We start from the raw sequence: 20,615 nt of genomic DNA, 5'->3' as shown, positions 1-20,615 counted from the left end.
TATATAGCGATAAAGACTTAGAAGTTAAGTCTATTCGCAGTTATTCAGTACGTAAAAATAGGAACATCTCAATGGCAGTTAAATTAACAGGATTTGCATCATTGCCAGCCGATACTTTTGCCGAAGGTCCCCCAGCCGGTGCTGATATTTCGGCGAATGGACGCACCGGACCGTTTCCAGGACAGCCAGTTCAAGGTTTTAGTGGAGTACAGTTTGCTCCGGGTAATGAGGGTTCTTATTGGTTTTTGTCGGATAATGGTTTTGGAAGTAAAGATAATAGTGCTGATTATTTACTGCGGATTTATCAATTAGACCCCAATTTTAACAAAGCAGGTGAAGGGGATGGAACTATTGAAGTTGAGAAGTTTATTCAGCTTTCCGACCCTGATAATTTGATTCCTGTCGATATAGTTAACAAAGATTCTGAAGAACGTCTATTGACTGGTGCTGATTTCGATGTGGAATCTTTTGTGATTGCTGATGATGGTTCGATTTGGGTAGGGGATGAGTTCGGACCATTTCTACTTCACTTCGATTCGACAGGGAAATTGATTGAAGCACCAATTGAAACTCCGAATATCCAAAATTTAGAGACACTCAACGGTCAAGTTCCTTTGGTAATCGGTCATCGGGGTGCTAGCGGTTCTCGTCCGGAACATACTTTGGAAGCTTATGAGTTAGCGATCGCCTATGGTGCGGATTTCATCGAACCGGATTTAGTTGCTACCAAAGATGGCGTATTGATTGCGCGTCATGAAAATGCATTGGCGGTTGTGGAGCTTGATGACCAAGGAAATATCGTTCTTGATGAGAACGGTAATCCCAATGTTACTTCTGAAACTACTAACGTTGCTGAATTAGATAAATTTGCTGACCGTCTCACAGTTAAAGAAATCGATGGAGATAAAATTGGCGGTTGGTTCTCTGAAGATTTTACCTTAAGCGAAATCAAGGAACTACGAGCCAGAGAAAGAATTCCCGGTGTTCGTCCTTTGAATACTGCATTTAATGATGAGTACGAAATTCCGACGTTAGTAGAAGTTATCGATTTAGTTAAACGGGTAGAAGCGGAAACTGGGAAGCAAATCGGGATTTACCCGGAAACCAAGCATCCTACCTATTTTGCCAAAGAAGGAACTCTAGTTGATGGGACTCCGATTGATATTTCGCTATCACAACAGTTAATTGATACTTTAGTTGAGGAAGAGTTTACTGACCCCAATCGGATATTTATTCAGTCCTTTGAAATCGAGAATTTGATTGAACTGGATAAAAATATTATGCCTGAGAGCGGGGTTGATATTCCCTTGGTACAGCTTTTGGGCGACTTCAGCGATAACGGTGGTAGCTTCTCGGTTCCCTACGATGTCGTTTACAATTTCAATGCGGATAACGCAGACGCTAACCCTGAAGTTTACGCAGGTTTTCCCGTTGAGTTTGACGAAAACACCAACTATGGTGATTTAGCCAATCAAGATGTTGTGACCTATATCAGTACTTATGCTGATGGTTTGGGACCCTGGAAGAACAGCTTTATACTGCGCGAGCCTTTGGATACTCCTGTTGATGGTAACGGTGATGGGGAAGCGGAAATTACAACGCAGTTAACTGGGGAAATATTACCATTAATCGAGTGGGCGCATAATGCTGGTTTACAGGTTCACCCCTACACTTTACGGAACGAGGAACAGTTTTTAACGCTGAATCCTGATGGTACACCACAAACCCCAGAAGCAGAATTTGAGCAGTTGATTGAATTGGGTGCGGATGGGTTCTTCACCGATTATCCATTTACAGGAGACCAAGTAAGGGATGCTGTGGTTGCTCCTATAGTGCGATCGCCACAAAACCCCGATGTACTTTTCAACACCTTGGATGGTGAACCACCGTTAGTAATCGCTCACCGGGGTGCGAGTGGAGAATTACCCGAACATACTTTAGCAGCTTATAGAAGGGCGATCGCTCAAGGTGCAGATTTCGTCGAACCTGATTTGGTAATCACTAAAGATGGGGTATTGATTGCACGTCACGAACCAATTTTAGACAATACCACTAACGTTGCTGAGGTGTTCGGGGAAGAACGTAAATCAACAAAAAATCTCGATGGAGAAGAGATTACAGCATATTTTGCCGAGGATTTTACAATAGCCGAAATTAAGCAACTGCGGGCGGTACAACCCCTTGCTTTCCGCGACCAATCCTATAACGGTGAATTTGAAATTCCTACCTTTGAAGAAGTTATCGAATTGGTACAACAAGTAGAAGCAGAAAGCGGGGTAAAAGTAGGAATATATCCGGAGACAAAGCACCCAATATTTTTTGACGAACAAGGATTGTCTTTGGAAGAACCTTTAATTGCAACTTTGCAAGAGACTGGTTTTACCGACCCCAGCAGAATATTTATTCAGTCCTTTGAAGTTGCGAATCTTCTTGACTTACAAAATAACCTACTTCCCGAAGCTGGTTTAGAAGATATACCTTTGGTACAGCTTTTGGGTGATGTCGAGGATAATTCTATTAACGAAAACGGTGGCGGTTTTTCTGTACCTTACGATATTGTTGCCAATTTCAGCAACCCTGACTTTGATGCAGCAGACACAGAAGCTGTTTACGGGGATTTAGTTAATATTGTTGAAGATTTTGGCGAAGATGTCACGGGTGATGGTATAGCCGACACCACATACCAAGATTTAGCTACCAAGGAAGTATTTGATTATATTGGTGAAGCTTATGCTGAAGGTGTGGGACCTTGGAAAAACAGCTTTGTACTGCGCGAAGCCCTAGACACTCCCGTCGATGGGGATGGTGACGGGAATGCACAAATAACAACCCAACTCACTGGGGAAGTTCGTCCTTATGTAGAATGGGCTCATGATGCGGGTATGCAAATTCACCCGTACACTTTGCGAAATGAAGAACGTTATTTAACTTTAAACCCCGACGGTACCCCCCAAACCCCGGAAGATGAATTTGAACAGTTAATTGAATTAGGTGTAGATGGCTTTTTTACCGACTTCCCGGAAACTGGAAGAATTGCGGTTAATCAAGAAATAGTCCCCCCCAATCTGCCTTCATCTCGGGGTTTTGAAGGAATGGCATTTAGTCCAGACCGCAAAACCTTATATCCGTTATTAGAAGGTGCGGTAACGGGAGACCCGGATGACGCTTTACGCATTTACAAATTTGATGCTACCGCGAGCGAATATACTGACTTAGTTGGTTACTATCAAACCTCAGTTGTCGGTCATGCAATTGGCGACTTTACCCCTATCAACGATTCGGAATTTTTAGTTATAGAACGGGATGGGAACCAAGGAGAAGCAGCCGAGTTCAAGAAAATTTTCAAGATTGATATTTCTAACATAGATGAAAAGGGCTACGTAGAGAAAGAAGAAGTCGTCGATTTGTTGAATATAGAAGACCCCAACGACCTCAATAACGACGGTGAAACTACCTTTGATTTTCCCTTCGTCACCATCGAAGATGTTTTAGTTATCGACGAAAAGACAATTTTAGTCGCTAACGATAACAATTATCCTTTCTCCGTTGGTCGCGGTCCTGATATTGATAACAACGAAGTCATCCTCCTAGAGTTAGATAGAACCTTAGATTTAGACCCATCTTTAGGTAGAAGCGGGATAGAGGATGAACAGCCTAAATTAGTTTCCGGTAGTAATGGTCAAGACCTGTTCATCGTTGGAGACAACTTAGAGCCTGACAATAACATCCTGTTTGCTGGTTCTGGTAACGATGAGATTGATTTAGCTTTTGGTGGAAATAATAACCGGGTTAATGGTGGTAGCGGTGATGATCTGATTTTTGTCTCTCGTCAAGATAGAGTTTTCGGTGGTGCTGGTAATGATGAATTAGACGCTACCGACAGCATGGGTGGTAATCGGATGTCCGGTGGTGAAGGTGATGATATCTTCTTCCTGGGAATGAATGACCGCGCTCTTGGTGGTGCGGGTGATGACCAATTCTATGTACAATCCGGTGGTGATAACATCCTCTTTGGTGGTATGGGTGCTGACCAATTCTGGATTGTGAATTTAGAATTACCCGAAGCTGCAAATACCATCATTGACTTTGAAATGGGTACCGATGTAATTGGTATCTTTGGTAGTGCTGACTTGGGTATTGATGCATCAACTTTAGAATTGAATGTAGTTGATGGTAATACCGAAATCGCTTTTGGTGGTAACACATTAGCGATGGTTAATGGTGTGACTGGTTTGGATATCAATACTAGCGTTGTATTTGCTTGATATCTGCCGAATAATTAGTTTGAACGGGTAATTATGGAGACGTAGCAATGCTACGTCTCTACACGAATCATACAACTACAAATAAGGCAAATAATTATCACAAAAGTTGTTATTAACTTCAAAATTACTACTAATTTCTATTCATACAACAAGTTCAAAAAATAATTTAAATAAATATAATATTTAAAATCATTTAACTGTATTTTCAATAGGTACTTTGATTGTATTGTCAATATATCAATTAGCATATAAATATTATTCTGCCTACGTCTTAGGACTTATACAAATAGATAGATTAATGAATCTTTAAGCATAAAATGGCTCTTAGATACCTAACTTTTCAAGTCCTAAAAAAATCAAATCTTATTATTCTCTGGATAAATATTTTTAATTATCGCCTAATTAATCTAACTTTTACCTTTAATTAACACAGTCTTAAACTTTAATTTCTAGCCTGGGATTAGTAGTAATACTTAATATCAAGCTGCGACATTTTGGTTAAGAAATATATTCCTTTATTTTTCGCTTTTTTAAAGTAATTAAGGCAGGGGATATTAATTAACAAATTGAATGCAGCTTGGTATAAAAAATCATCAGCCCAGGATTAATAGAACTCAAAATGGCAAATAACAACGTTATATTTATCCATCCGGATGGTACAAGCCCTTCTCACTTCGGTGCTGGACGTTTTATTCAAGAAGGTCCCGATGGTAGATTGAATTGGGATGAGATGACCAATGCAGGAGTTTACCTAGGACATATTAAAGACCAAGTTGTTTCTACTTCCAATGCGGGTGCGGTAGTTCATTCCCATGGAACTAAACCTTATGCAGGTTCCTACGGTTTAGACGAAAACGGTAATCCTGTCGAGTCTCTTTCATATTTAGCCGGAAGAGTTAACGAACCGGGACTAACCATCATGGAAGAAGCGATAAACGCTGGTAAAGCGACTGCTGTAATTAACTCTGGCTTTATCGCAGAACCCGGAACCGGGGTATTTCTAGCTGCTGCGGAAAGTCGCAGTGATGTAGCGGAAATTACAAAACAGATTGTTGAGTCTGGAGTAGATATAATCATGGGTGGGGGTGAGATTCACTACCTACCTGAAGGTACTGTCGGGCGTTTTGGTGAAGAAGGTATCCGTACCGACGGACGCAATTTGATTGAGGAAGCCCAAGAAAATGGTTATACCGTTGTTTATACCCGCGAAGAATTAGAAAACCTCTCTGACGACGCAGATAAAGTATTAGGTATTTTCGCGGCGGAAGATACATACAACGATACTACCGAAGAAGCCAATATAGAAGCTGGTTTAGATAGTTACGGACAGCCGGGAAATGAGAATCCGCCCACGGTAGGTGAGATGTTAGCGGCTTCTCTACCCATCCTCAATCGAGACGAGGATGGCTTTTTTGTAGTGTTGGAAGAAGAAGGTACTGATAACTTCCCTAACAACAATAATTCACGCGGTTTTATTGAAGCTTTGTTACGAGCGGATCAAGCAATCGGTGTCGCTCAAGATTTTATCGATAACACTGACCCCAATACGTTGTTAGTTACTGCTGCTGATAGCGATGCAGGTGGTTTGGAAGTTATTGATACGGACAGCGATGAGGTCGGTACTATACCAGTACAACCCACTTTAGCAGACCGTTCGGATGCTATTGAAGCTCCCCTCGATGGACGAAACGGTAGAACTACCGAACCGTTTATTTCTGCTCCCAATGAAGATGGAGAGCAATTTCCCTTTGGTATCGGTTATGCTGGTACTCCCGATTTTGAAGGTAGCATTGTAGCTAAAACCTACGGGTTAAATGCCGAACAATTGCCTCCGACCGTGGACAATACGGGAATCTACGAAATTATGTATGAGACCCTGTTCGATACAGAACTGCCGTCTTACGTGGATGCACCAGAAGCAGATCCCGCACCACAGGCAACGCAACCTACGGGTAATGTTATCTTTATTCACCCCGACGGTACCAGTCCCGCCCACTACGCAGCCGGACGCTTCATCGAAAAAGGTCCCGATGGTAGATTGAATTGGGATATGATGTCCGATGCTGGGGTTTATTTAGGACATATCGACGACCAAATTGTTTCCACTTCCAACGCTGGTGCAGTAGTACACGCCTTTGGAACTAAACCTTATGCAGGTTCCTACGGCTTAGATGAAGCAGGTAATCCCATCGTTTCCCTTTCCGGAAAACCGGGGACAACCATCATGGAAGAAGCCATAGAAGCTGGTAAGGCGGTTGCCGTTATCAACTCTGGCTTTATCGCCGAACCCGGAACCGGAGTGTTTTTGTCAGATGCAGAAAATCGCGGTGACGTTGCTGAAATTACCGAAGAAATTGTTACTTCCGGGGCTGAGGTAATTTTGGGAGGTGGTGAAATTCACTATCTACCCCAAGGTACTGTTGGAAGATTTGGAGAAGAAGGTATCCGCGAAGACGGACGCAATTTAATTGAAGAAGCGCAAGAACTTGGTTATACCGTCGTTTACACCCGTGAAGAATTAGAAAATTTGGGCGAAGATACTGAGAAAGTGTTAGGTATTTTTGCTGCGGAAGATACCTATAACGATACTACAGAAGAAGCCAATATCGAGGCAGGATTAGATAATTACGGACAACCGGGTAACGAAAATCCGCCCACAGTGGGAGAAATGTTAGCAGCAGCTTTACCCATTGTCTCTAAAGACGAAGATGGTTTCTTTGTAGTGTTGGAAGAAGAAGCTACTGACAACTTTGGTAACAATAACAATTCACGCGGTGTCATCGAAGCCGTGTTGCGGGCTGATGAAGCCATTGGGGTAGCAATGGACTACATTGAAAACCAAGACCCCAACACCTTGTTATTAACCGCTGCTGACAGCGATGCAGGTGGTTTGCAAGTCATAGACCAAGACGGTGAAACAGTAGGTACTGTACCAGTCAACCCCACATTACCCAGTGGCGAAGATGCAGTAGAAGTACCTTTAGATGGGCAAAATGGTCGCAATACCGAACCTTTCGTTTCTGCTCCTGCTACCAACCCCGCAGCAGATGGGGAAACCTACACCTTTGGCGTTGGTTACGTAGGTACTCCCGACTTTGCCGGTAGTATAGTTAGCAAAGCCCACGGTTTGAATGCCGATCAGCTACCCCCTACTGCTGATAACACTGATATGTATCGTTTGATGTATCAAACTTTGTTTGGTGTTGAACCAGAAGAGGTAGCAGAACAGGAAAGTAACTTAGTTTCTGGAACCTCTGAGGATGACACTTTAATTCCGGGTATTAGCGAAAACTTTAACGGTCTTAATAACACCGTATTTACAGGTGCGGGTAACGATGAAATTGATTTAGCCTTCGGTGGAAACAACAACCGCGTTAATGCTGGTAGCGGTGATGATGTAATTTACGTAGGTAATCAAAACCGTGTATTTGGTGGAGCGGGAAATGACGAGTTTGAAGCTACCGACAGCATCGGTGAAAACCGGATGTCCGGTGGTGAAGGTAATGATATCTTCTACCTTGGTATGAATGACCGTGCTTTGGGTGGTGCAGGTGATGATAAATTCTTCGTTCAATCCGGTGGTGATAATATCCTATCTGGTGGTATGGGTGCCGACCAATTCTGGATTGTCAGTGCGGAATTACCCGAAGCTGCAAATACCATCATTGACTTTGAAATTGGTACTGATGTAATTGGTATTTTGGGTAGCGCTAGTTTGGGTATTGATGCATCAACTTTAGAATTGAATGTAGTTGATGGTAATACCGAAATTGGTTTTGCTGGTAACACATTAGCAATGCTCAACGGTGTGACTGGTTTGGATGTCAACACCAGCGTTGTATTTGCCTAATTTTACAGAAGTAGAAGGGTAATTATAGAAGTCGGGTTTTTGGTAGAAAAACCCGACTTCTTCCCCCACGACTCAAAACTCTCATAGAAGTCGGGTTTTTAGGATAAATATCTGTAACATCCAAATCAACAAAAATAGATTTTTAACCTGCATTTAATGTTAGATTAATTAATCGATGAAACAATAAGCATGATGTAATTAAGTATTTTCCCGGATAAAAAAATACTTAATAACTGATAACTTAGGACTGCTTTTATTTTTCAAGTCGGAAATCTTAAAATAGGGGAACTACCTTTAAAATGGCTAAGAATACCATTCTCATGATTGGTAACTGAAATGGGTGGTAATACTAGAATCGCTTTTGGTGGTGACACATTAGCGATGGTTAATGGTGTAACTGGTTATTATGATACCAGCTTTGCATTTCAAGCTTAATCTCAAGTTGGATGAGTTTTGATTAGATTAGTAATTAGTTAATTATTAGTTAATTAACAGAGCAATTGCTAATCAATTTTAAATAAAAATTAACCATCTTTTGTAGAACACATAATATCAAGTCCGGCTGATTAACAAATATTAATTAACCGGACTTGATATGAATGGGTAATTAATACGTAATACGTGTTTATCTAGATTCTCATTTAAATCATAAATAATCTAAAAATATTGCACTAGAGTATTTTTTAATCTAGCTTATAAGCCATTAAAATTAAAATTTAGTTTATTTATGTATCAACGTTTACTTGAGTTTAATCGTTACTCATATTTAGGTTGTATTTAAAAGTAAAAATATAAAAATCATAAACAAAAAAATGGCAACTATTAACGGTACTCCTGGCAATGATCAGCGAATAACTGTAGGAAGTAATGATGAATTATTAGGTTTAGAAGGTAATGATATTCTAGATGCTGGCGATGGAAAAGGAAATAATACTCTGCGTGGTGGTGCGGGAGATGATGAGTTATTTGCTTATAGTAACGATCAATTATTTGGAGATGCTGGGGACGATGACCTCTACTCCGATGGTGAAGGAAATAATACACTTGATGGGGGTGAAGGAAACGATGAAATTTTCCCTGACCGTAATGATACAGTTGATGGTGGTATTGGTGATGATATAATTTTCGCTGGACGTGGTGGTAATACTTTTACTGGTGGTTTAGGTAAAGATGTATTTTGGATTGCGAATGTTGAATTACCAGAAAATCCCAATACAATTACTGATTTTAATTTTGCTGAAGATACAATCAGAGTCGATTTAGCTGGTGTTGAAAATTTCAATGACCTTTCGATTACTCAACAAGGGAATGATAGTATTATCACTGCACTTGGTACACAATTAGTAACTGTTTCAGGTGTTGTTCCTAGTCAATTAAATCCACAGAATGTGGTTGTTGATAAAAATGCTCCTGACAATCCTGGACTAGATAAACCTGTTATTGAAGATGCTACTTTTTCTATTCGAGAACATAGTGTAGAGGAAACGTTAATCGGTACGGTTAGCGCTAATGACTCCGATAAAAATGATATCCTCATCTATAATATTACTGATGGTAATCTGGATATTGATGGTGATGGTAATACTGCTTTCACAATTGATGGAACGAGCGGTGAAATTATTGTTAATGACAGTGATGATTTAGATTTTGAAAAGAATCCTATTTTTAATTTATTAGTTACGGTTGCTGATAATAGTAGTTTCAGTCAGAATGCTAATATCACTATTAATTTGCAAGATGAACCTTTACCTGAATTTGATATTGAACAAAGTAAACAAGGTATTTTTAGTTTAATTGGAGATACTCAAGAAAAAGCAAATATATTGTTCTCCCTAGTTGGTACTGATGCGGATAACATCAGTGAATTAGGTGTTTTTATTGTTGATGAGAATAATGCTGTTAATGGCATAACTCCCGACTCTCCAGAATATATTCAAGAAGCATTACAACAAAGTAAAGTTATTTTTTCTGCTATTAATAATCAACCGAATGGTTATGCAGAATTAGAAAAAACACGCATTTTAGAAGGATATCAAAGCGGCGAACGTTTAGTATTTTATCTGGTCACAAATAGTACTACTGATAACGTCATTAGTGATGAAACTTCTCCAAATAACGTTCTCTTGAGTTCAACTTTTAGTAGTAGTGATTTTGCTCAAGTCAAAATTGCAGATATGGGTAATGGTAAATTTGAACTAGCCTGGGAAGACCAAATTGGTGGTGGCGATCGCGATTTCAATGATTTAGTATTGAACTTGGAAATTACTAACCAATCTGCACCAAATGGTACAAGTCAAGCTGGTAATACTGCGGAATTAATTGACTTGAGACAATTTGCTGGTGAAACCGTCACTGTGACAGCAGAAGTTTTCCGTGAAGCTAAGTTTGATAACGAAGTTGTTTTCTACAGACTTGATAACCCTGATGGTATTATCGATAGTCTTAACCCGAATCGCGATCGCGATTATCTCAATGCAGCTTTAGAGAATTTGGTTAAAGACACTAACGGTGAGGTTTTCACACTAAAAGCCGATAATCAAAGTACAGCTTCAATCACAGCAGACATTATAGCAGAGTCGATTTTCGCACCGATGATGATTGTTAATGGGAACTTGCAACAGCTTCAAGATAATGATACCAGCAACGACCCCACAGTTTACTTTCCCTACATTGGCGCTAATTCTGATGGTGTTGATCACATTCGTTTACTCGGTGACAATATCTTTGGTTTTGAGGATTTACGTAACGGTGGTGATATGGACTTTAATGATATGGTGGTTAAAATTGCTGTGGAATAAGAAGTCGGGTTTTGATCATGATTTTATGATGTGACTGATAGAAACTCGTAAAAACCCGACTTCTAAAAGTTGGAATTGCTGGGGTGAGAAGTCGGGTTTTTTTATATCCTAAAAACCTGACTTCTGGAGATTGGGTTAAATTATTAGCATTTATTCCTTGTACAATCTAGAAATAATCAAAGGCTGTTCCGAAAGAGTTTTGATTAATAAAATTATCTGCACTTAAACTATCAACATTGAGATTTTGCAAAATTGCGATATCCGAACCATTAACAGCAATTACAGTATCTTTACCTTGTTGGATAATATCGATATTCTCTAAATCAATATTCAAACCAGTAATATCAATCAAGTCATCATCAACTTTAAAATCAAAAATTTTATCCGTACCTTGATTCTGTTTCAAGAGAAATACATCATTACCAGTACCACCATTGAGACTATCATTACCCAAACCACCCGAAATTGTATCATCACCAGCATCACCCCAAATTCTGTCATTTCCTGCTTCACCGAAAATCAAATCATTACCAGCTTTACCACCGATACGATCATTTCCTGCTCCACCGTATATAGTGTCATCACCACCAATACTTCCACCACCAGAGGAATTATTTACATCTCCTCGTAAAATATCATTACCACCTTGACCGAAAATTAAATCATTCCCTAATCCTCCAGCTAAAATATCATCACGGTTTTCACCAGCAAGCGTATTATCCGCTTGATTCCCCACCATCAGATTACTTTCTTCTGGAACAATCGCACCAAAGCGTAAATAGTTAACTAGCGCTGTATAGTCGTCTTGATTATCTGGATTACTAATCAAATCGAAAAACTTCTCTTCCTCTACATCAAGCTCCGTAAACGTCTCTCCATTATTGACTAAACTGAGCAAATCAGCTTTATTTTCAACTCCATTAATTACATCAATCAAACCATCAACAAAATTACTGTCGAAAGAATCTAGTAAAGCCTCTGGAGTAATTTCATTTTCACTAGCACCAAGGAGAGTTTTAGTAATGCCGGAAAATACAGAATCTATCGAAAATGTCAAAGGTTGAAAATCTACTTGATTAATAAGAACTACAACAGTAGTATCAGTCTCTGGAAAATAGCTCATTCGGCTAATATAACCAAAAGTACCACCATCATGTCCCCAAATTTCACCCCAAGGAGTTTGTTCTTCGTATATACCTAATCCATATCCAGTTCCAACTTGTGCTTGTTCAATACCAGACCAAGAAAGCATATGATTGAGACTTTCAGGGTTTAATAATTCACCACTCAATAGTGCATCACTAAAACGAGCTACATCTTTGGTGTTAGAGATAATTCCACCATCACTTAACGTCGAAGCAATAGTTGAAAATGCATCTGTAGTATCTTCAAGAATACCATCTGCACCGAAATTTCCATCTTCTCCAATTACATCTCCATATCCTCTTACCAATCTTTCTTTGGGAATTTTATCTCCCACAAAATAAGTATTATCTAATTCCAAGGGTTCTAATATTAAGCGATTCACCTCACTTTTATAGGGATTACCCGTTGCAGCTTCAATTAGCATTCCTAACAAGAGATAATTAGTGTTGGAATAAAAGAATGATTCTCCTGGAGCAAAGTAAGCATCCTCTCCCGAAACATAATTTTTAAGTATTGCTTCTCGACTTCTATCAATATCAGCACCATTGAAAACAGCTAATTCATCTATGGCAAATTGTGGATTATTTGTATAGTTGAAAATACCACTGGTATGGTTCAACAATTGCTCGACAGTGATGTTGTTAGCATTGGGAATATTATTAATAATAGAATTGGGTAACCATTTATCGAGAGTATCTACTAAATTCAACTTTTCTTCTTCAATTAATTTGAGAATAGTTGCTGCTGTAAACGTCTTACTAATACTACCAATTTGGAACAAATCATCTTGATTGAGTGGTGTTTGTGTTTCCAGATTAGAAACTCCACTAGAACCGTACCAAGTACCTTGAGAATTAATCACAGCCACAGTCGCACCGGGAATTCCTGTATTTTCTACGCTAGAATCGAGAGATGTTTGTAGTTGTTGAGCTAATTCGGAAGAAATATTTTGATTCATTACTATAATTTCCTTGTGTTTAGTACAAATTTGATATGAAGAGATTACTCTGGGAATAGGGAATAGGGAATAGGGAATAAGAATTAACCATCCGAACTTGATATAACTTGAGGTGATTTCGATATCATCACAGAAGTCGGGTTTTTACAATCAATATTGATCGCAACACAAAACAGTCATAAAAACCCGACTTCTTTCCCTACGAAATATTTGAGAATAGGATACTCACAGAAGTCGGGTTTTTACAATCAATATCGAGCAAAAAATCAAAAAGTCATAAAAACCCGACTTCTTTACCTAGGAAAAATATCAGTTCTACAGCGGATTTACCCGCTAAACTTTAACTTAGTAAAAACTCTCATTAATAGTAAGAGTTTGGTTTTCATATTCTTGTTTTCTGGAAATGCTTCTCTTGTAAATTAACTGAAATGTTCACCTTTTTCATATTGTCTATAGTCATGCATATTTATGACTAAAGTCATATCGGCAATATTGGTCAAATAATTTTGGATTTTGGCTTTTAGATTAGTTCCTTCCCGGCAAAAGATTACCGATAAAAAAAAACCGCAGAGACGCAGAGAACGCAGAGGAAAGAGGTAAAAAGAGATGAACCGCACCCTCCGGGTGAAAGGTAATCTGTTTAGTGGAATAGGAGTAGTCCTTTCCCGGCTTTATGATTACTGAAATAAAAACCGATGCTTGACGCAGAGAACACGGAGGAAAGAGGTTTCATAGAAATTGGTAATTTTAGAAGGGGATAGGAGTAGTCTCGTTCTTAACTTCCGGGCTAAGAACTTTTATTTAACCTAAATATACTCTTGATTTAACCTATAGATGAAACATTTAAATTGAGTATTTTACAGGAAAACTAATCAGAATTTTTTTCTGTAAAAAATATTCATATTGCTTGTAAATTAAATTATCTAAAGGATAAATATTGATAATGGCTGATAATTTGAGCCAAAATAGCAAAGTGCGTTTCGCAACTTTCAACGCTTCTTTGAATCGCAACAGTACAGGTGAATTAATTAGTGATTTATCTACTCCCAATAACGACCAAGCTAAAGCTGTAGCTGAAATCATTCAGCGGACAAACCCCGATGTGTTATTGTTAAACGAGTTTGATTATGACGATAATGGAATTGCGATAGCAAATTTCCAGCAGAATTATTTAGAAGTTAGCCAAAATGGTGTAGATGCTGTAGAGTATCCCTACGTTTACTTAGCACCTTCCAATACTGGAATTCCCTCTGGGTTTGATTTTGATAATAACGGCTCTGTCGGTGGTGGTAATGACGCTTTCGGGTTTGGCAGTTTTCCCGGACAGTTTGGCATGGTATTATTATCCAAATACCCCATCGTAGAAAATGAAGTTCGTACTTTCCAAAATTTCTTGTGGAAAGATATGCCGAATGCATTACTTCCTGATGACTCTGCAACAGTAGAACCAAATGATTGGTATTCTCCAGAAGAATTAGAAGTTTTTCGTTTATCTTCTAAAAGTCATTGGGATATTCCAGTGAATGTGAATGGTGAAATTATTCATGTTTTAGCTTCTCATCCTACTCCACCAGTTTTTGACGGTGCAGAAGATCGAAACGGTAAGCGTAATCATGACGAAATTCGTTTTTGGGCTGATTATGTAACTCCTGGAGAAGGAGATTATATTTATGATGATACTGGTAATACAGGTGGATTAAATAGTAACGCAAAATTCGTCATTATGGGCGACCAAAACGCTGACCCGAATGATGGTGATAGTACTAATAATGCAATTTTACAACTGTTAGATAATCCCCAAATTAATACGAATGTCACTCCGTCGAGTGAAGGTGGAGTAGATGCAACAAGTCGTCAAGGTGGAGCTAATCTCAATCATACAGGAAATCCAGCGTTTGATACTGCTGATTTTGCTGATAATACTCCTGGTAATTTACGAGCTGATTATGTTTTACCTTCTCAGAATTTAAAAATTCAAGATGCAAAAGTCTTTTGGACTACTGCTCAAGATCCTTTGTTTAATCGGTTAATTGGGGATTTTCCCTTTCCCAGTTCCGACCATCGTTTAGTATATACGGATATAAACTTATCCTCAGTAGAAATGACCAATCAAAATCGTCAAAGTGTTACAAAGCTTTCTTTTCTTGGAGAAACGAGTTTTCCCACAGGTTTAGATTTCAGCGGTACAGAAGTTGGTGGACTTTCTGGGATTGGGTATGATGCAAGCAAAGGTGTCTATTACGCAATTGCCGATGACCGCAGTAGTAATGCTCGTTTTTATACTCTCAATATCGATTTAAGTGATGGTAAGTTAAATAAGGGCGATATTATTTTTAATGGTGTTACTACTTTACAAAATGCCAGCGGAAATGCTTTCGCTAATAATAGTTTAGACCCTGAAGGTATTGCGTTAACTGATAGTGGAAATTTATTTATTGCTTCCGAAGGGGATACAAACAATTTAATTAATCCCTTCATCAATGAGTTTTCTTTACAAGGTAGACAACTGAGTGAATTACCAATACCGGAAAAATTTCTCCCAACAGCAAACCAAAGCGGCGGAATTCGCAATAATCTCGCTTTTGAAAGTTTAACGATTACTCCCAATCAGCGTTATCTATATACTGCAACCGAAAATGCTTTATTCCAAGATGGAGCAGCAGCAGATGTAGAACAAGAAAGCTTATCACGGATTATAAAATACGATTTGACAACCGGACAACCCGTAGCGGAGTTTGTTTACGAAGTTGATCAAGTGGCTGTTGCTCCCGATTCTGATAATGCTTTTCGTACCAACGGTTTAGTCGAACTATTAGCTATCGATAATAACGGTACATTACTCGCTTTGGAGCGTTCTTTTACTCTTGGGAAAGGTAATACAGTTAAGCTTTATGAAGTTCAAACCCAAGGTGCCTTAGATGTTAGCAGTCAAGATGATTTATTCCGGGAAGAAGCTTTAGAAGATGATGGAGATATTATACCTCCTGGTGCTTTTGAAATCGACCCAGCAGTACAAAAACGGTTGTTGGTAGACTTTGCAGATTTGGGAATTACTCCCGATAACTTAGAAGGCTTGGCTTTAGGACCAACTTTACCGTCAGGGAGTCAAAGTTTGATTGTTGTCAGTGATAATAATTTTAGCAATACCCAAACAACTCAATTTATCGCTCTTGCGTTAGATTTTAAAACCACCCCAGCAGTACTTCCCACAGTGGAAACTCCCTACACCATTGATAATGAGGAAGTTCCAGTTGATGTTTTAGCAGGAGATTCCGATGATCCCGCAATTTGGGTAAATCCTGATAATCCTGGAGAAAGTATTGTAATTGGAACTTTGAAAGATGGTGGTTTAGTAACCTTTAACTTACAAGGAGAAATCCAACAAACAATTTCACCATTGGTATTTGGGGAACAACGTTTCAACAATGTTGATATTATTTATAACTTCCCTTTAGCATCCAGGATAGTAAGTGAGGAACCAAAAATTGATTTGGCTGTTGTTTCCGATCGAGCTAACGATACTTTAGCTATCTATAGTATTTCAGAAAACGGTCAACTTGAGAAATTATCCACACCACAATTAGATGATCCAGCTTTTTCAATTTTTGGTGTAGATGATGGTGAAGCAACTGCTTACGGTTTAGCGACTTATACCAGTCCGGTTTCTGGAAAATCTTACGTTTTTGTTACCCAAGCCGATGGTAATAAAGTTGCTCAAATCGAACTTACTTCTAAATTGGGACCTGCTGACGAACAATTAATAGAAGCTGAAGTTGTCCGTACTTTAGAATTACCCATACCCGAAGGTGGGGAAGCAGCAGATTCTCAGTCAGAAGGTTTAGTTGTAGATCAAGAATTGGGTTTCCTTTATGTTGCGATCGAAGGAGCCGATGTTCTCAAATTCGCAGCAGAACCCGAAACTGGTAATAATTTTACTGTAGTTCAAGCTTCCCAAGAACAAGCTGAATTGGAACAAGTACCATTTAGCGATTTTATCGCTTTTGGTGATAGTACCACAGATGTTGGTAATATTTTTCTCAGCACAGGGGGAACTTTCCCAGCATCTCCACCTTACTTTAACGGACGCTTATCCAACGGACTTTTAGTTCCTGAAATACTTGCAGAAGAAATCGGTTTATCTGCTTCTACACCTTTCCTTGGTGGTGGAACAAATTATGCTTTTGGTGGTGCGGAATTAGGTGCTGGTGATGGAGGAGAACCCAGCGTCGGAGAACAGATTAATTTCTATCTTGGGGCAGATGCACCAACTGCAACCGATTTATTCTTTATTTCTGCGGGTAGTAATAGTATTGTTCCAGATTTAGATGCGACTCCAGCGGAAATTATCGAGAATATTCCGGAGATAGAAGATATTGTTGCAGACTTAACCGGACATATTACCACCTTAGCCAATGCAGGTGCGGAAAACTTTATTATTTCTAACCTTCCTTCCTTTGGTGATACTCCTTTAATAACTAGTCAAGGAGTCAGCAATCAAGTCAACAGCGCAGTTATCGAATTTAACAACTTACTTGATACCGAATTAGATCAACTAGAAGACGAACTAGGAATAAATATTACTGAATTAGATGTTGCTAGTGAAATAGCGAAAATTCGAGCAAATCCTAGTCAATTCGGTTTTACCAACACTGACACACCCGCTTTCAATTCAACCACCGGAGCCGTCGTACCCAACCCCAATGAGTACTTCTGGTGGGATGACTTCCATCCTACTGCTACTGTTTACAGCTTAATTGCTCAAGGTTTAATTGATGATATTCCCCAAGCAACAACTCAATTTGCAGCTACTAACGTTTCTCCTTTAATCCCCGATATCGAAGGTTTATCAATATATTACGGTGACAACGGAACTGGTTATTTAATTGCCAATAGTCAAGGTGATTCTTCCTACGCTGTTTTTAGTCGGGAAGGTAATAACGAATATTTAAGTAGCTTCATTGTCGGCGATCATAACGGCATCGACCAAGTAAACGAAAGTGATGGTTTAGATATTACCAACGTTGCTTTAGGAAGCGAATTCCCCAATGGTTTATTAGTATTACAAGATGGAGCCAACGACCCCCAATTCGTGGTAGAAAACGATGAGGAATTGGAAAATATCAGCACTAACTTCAAATTTGTCCCTCTAGAAAATATCGAGGGATTCAACTTCGACAGCAATTTTGACCCCCGCAATCCTCAACCCCAATCTTTAATTAACGGTATCGCCAGCGGTGACACTACCCAAAATTCTACCGTTTTATGGGCGCGGAGTACATTCAAGGGTGAAATCACCTTTGAATATTCCACCGATGAATCGTTCAATTCCGTTATCGGAACAGTGACACAAAACGTTGAAAATATTAACGTTCCCGTCAAAGTCGAAATTGAAGGTTTAACACCAGGAACCCAGTATTATTATCGCGTCACCGATGCAGCTGGAGCTAGTGGAATTGGTAAACTGAAAACATCCGCACAAACGGGTGATTATCAAGGTTTCCGCTTTGGTGCTACAGGAGATTGGCAACAAGCACCTCCTTATCCTTCCTTGAAAAATGCCGATGATAGAGATTTAGAACTGTTTATCAAATTAGGAGATACCATTTACGCTGACTTAGAAACTCCAGCCCTTCCCGGTGTTTCCCAAGCTCGGAGTTTATCAGATTTTCGTACCAAACAAGCAGAAGTCTTAACAACTCGTTTCAACTTAAATACCGTCCCCGAACTTTACGCTTCTACCTCGATTCTCGCAACCATTGACGACCACGAAATCGTCGATAATTTCGCTGGTGGAGCAGCTCCGGGAGATTCCCCTGATGCTCCCGATATTGGTTCCTCTACCGAACCACTATTCACCGACGACGTTGAATTCGTTAACGATACCCAGGTTTACGAAGACGCTTTACAAGCCTATCAAGAATATCATCCCCTACAAAATAACTTCTACGGAGAAACCGGGGATAACCGGACTGCAAACGAACGCAAACTTTACCGCTACAATACCTACGGTAGCGATGCTGCGGTGATCATGCTTGATAGTCGCTCCTTCCGAGATGACCAAATAAACCCAGTTAACCTAACCAATCCCCAGGATGCTGCCAGATTCTTAGCAGAAGCTTCAGACCCCACTCGGACTCTTTTGGGAAGACAACAAGTAGCAGACTTAAAAGCAGACTTACTCGATGCCGAACAAAAAGGCATTACCTGGAAGTTTATCACCATTCCGGAACCAATTCAAAACTTTGGTTTATTAAATGCCGAAGACCGTTTTGAAGGTTATGCTGCTGAAAGAACCGAAATACTTAAATTTATCGACGACAACGATATAGATAACGTCGTCTTCATGGCTGGTGATTTCCACGGTACTATTGTCAATAACCTTACTTACCAAACTGCTCCCGGAACCGAACAAATTGCTACCAACGCTTTTGAAATTGTTACAGGTCCCGCTGCTTTCAACGATGGTTTATTTGGTCCGACAGTAGCTAATATAGCCACAGCAGCAGGTTTAATTACTCAAGAACAAAGAGCATTTTACGATGGTTTACCCGTTGCTACCGATGCAGATAACGAACTCAATGACAAAGATGATTTCATTAAGCAGTTACTTGTACAGCAAACTACACCTTTAGGTTACGACCCAGTTGGTTTAAATAACAACCTTTCCCAAGCCGAAAATTCCATAGATGCTCAATTACTACAAGGTGATTACGTATCTACCCATAAATTTGGTTGGACGGAATTTGATATTGACCAAGAAACCCAAGCTTTAACTGTAACAACTTATGGTATAGAACCTTATTCCGAAGCAGAATTACTCGCTAATCCCCAAAGTATAACTGGTCGAGAACCTCAAATAGTCAGTCAATTTGTCGTCAATCCGCAAACCGTAGACTCGCTAAATATCAACCCCATCGATACCACAAATAAAGATGCAAATGGAAATGAAATAGAACTAATTGACCTTACCCCATTCACAGGTCGTACCGTAACAGCCAGCTTTGAAATCAACCGAGAAGCAGATTACAATAATAACGTTTACTTCTACACAGTTGATAACGTTAACGGTGAAATCGGTTCCTTAGCACCTAATGCAAGCGGTTATCTGCAAGCTGCATTAAACAACGTTATCAACCCAACCGATGGCTTGACAACTCCCGACGAACAACCCACAACCGGAACCCTTGAAATTGTAGGTGGAAATATTCTTGGTATTGTCATCATTGCAGACGGTACCCTAGAGCAAGCTCAAAACAATATTAACAGCGTAGAAGGTGTTTACTTCTCCTACTTAGGTGCTAACACCGACAACGGAAGTTTTGACCACATCAAATTTGAGGATAATATGTTCAAATTTGAAGACTTAGCAAACGGTGGCGATCGCGATTTCAACGATATTGAAATCAACATCAATTTTACTGTTTAAGTAGGGTAATAAGTCGGGTTTTGATAAAAAACCCGACTTCTATCATGTTGGGTGAGGTAAGAAGTCGGGTTTTTTGCAGAATTTTCGGTGAGGTAACAAGTCGGGTTTTGATAAAAAACCCGACTTCTATGATGTCGGATGGGGTAAGAAGTCCGGTTTTTTGCAGAATTTT

General features: G+C 39.5%; 5 protein-coding genes. 4 read left to right on the top strand and 1 reads right to left on the bottom strand.

Going from position 1 to position 20,615, the window contains the following annotated elements:
• Window positions 1-71: 71 nt before the first annotated feature.
• From IQ247_RS08860 to IQ247_RS08850, 3 genes are all read left to right on the top strand, one after another.
• On the top strand, window positions 72-4,265 hold the full coding sequence (locus tag IQ247_RS08860) for a glycerophosphodiester phosphodiesterase family protein (RefSeq protein ID WP_193919042.1): 4,194 nt from the start codon (window positions 72-74) through the stop codon (window positions 4,263-4,265).
• Between the two features lie 619 nt (window positions 4,266-4,884).
• On the top strand, window positions 4,885-8,115 hold the full coding sequence (locus tag IQ247_RS08855; protein WP_193919040.1) for an alkaline phosphatase: 3,231 nt from the start codon (window positions 4,885-4,887) through the stop codon (window positions 8,113-8,115).
• An 812-nt stretch (window positions 8,116-8,927) separates the two neighbouring features.
• Window positions 8,928-10,913, top strand: a complete 1,986-nt coding sequence (locus IQ247_RS08850) for a DUF4114 domain-containing protein (protein WP_193919038.1) — start codon at window positions 8,928-8,930, stop codon at window positions 10,911-10,913.
• A gap of 166 nt (window positions 10,914-11,079) precedes the next feature.
• Here the strand turns inward: IQ247_RS08850 and IQ247_RS08845 are convergent, their stop codons facing one another.
• The gene (locus tag IQ247_RS08845; RefSeq protein WP_193919036.1) at window positions 11,080-13,017 is read right to left on the bottom strand and encodes a serine hydrolase; all 1,938 of its coding nucleotides are present in this window, start codon (window positions 13,015-13,017) and stop codon (window positions 11,080-11,082) included.
• 943 nt (window positions 13,018-13,960) lie between these two features.
• Here IQ247_RS08845 and IQ247_RS08840 point away from each other — a divergent pair.
• Entirely contained in the window at window positions 13,961-20,443 is a 6,483-nt protein-coding gene (locus IQ247_RS08840; protein ID WP_193919033.1) for a phytase, read from the top strand.
• Window positions 20,444-20,615 lie beyond the last annotated feature (172 nt).

The organism is Plectonema cf. radiosum LEGE 06105 (genome assembly GCF_015207665.1).
GTDB classification, from domain to species: domain Bacteria; phylum Cyanobacteriota; class Cyanobacteriia; order Cyanobacteriales; family Nostocaceae; genus Rivularia; species Rivularia radiosa_A.
The sequence above is the reverse complement of the archived record's forward strand: the minus strand, read 5'-3'. Positions and strand labels throughout refer to the sequence as shown.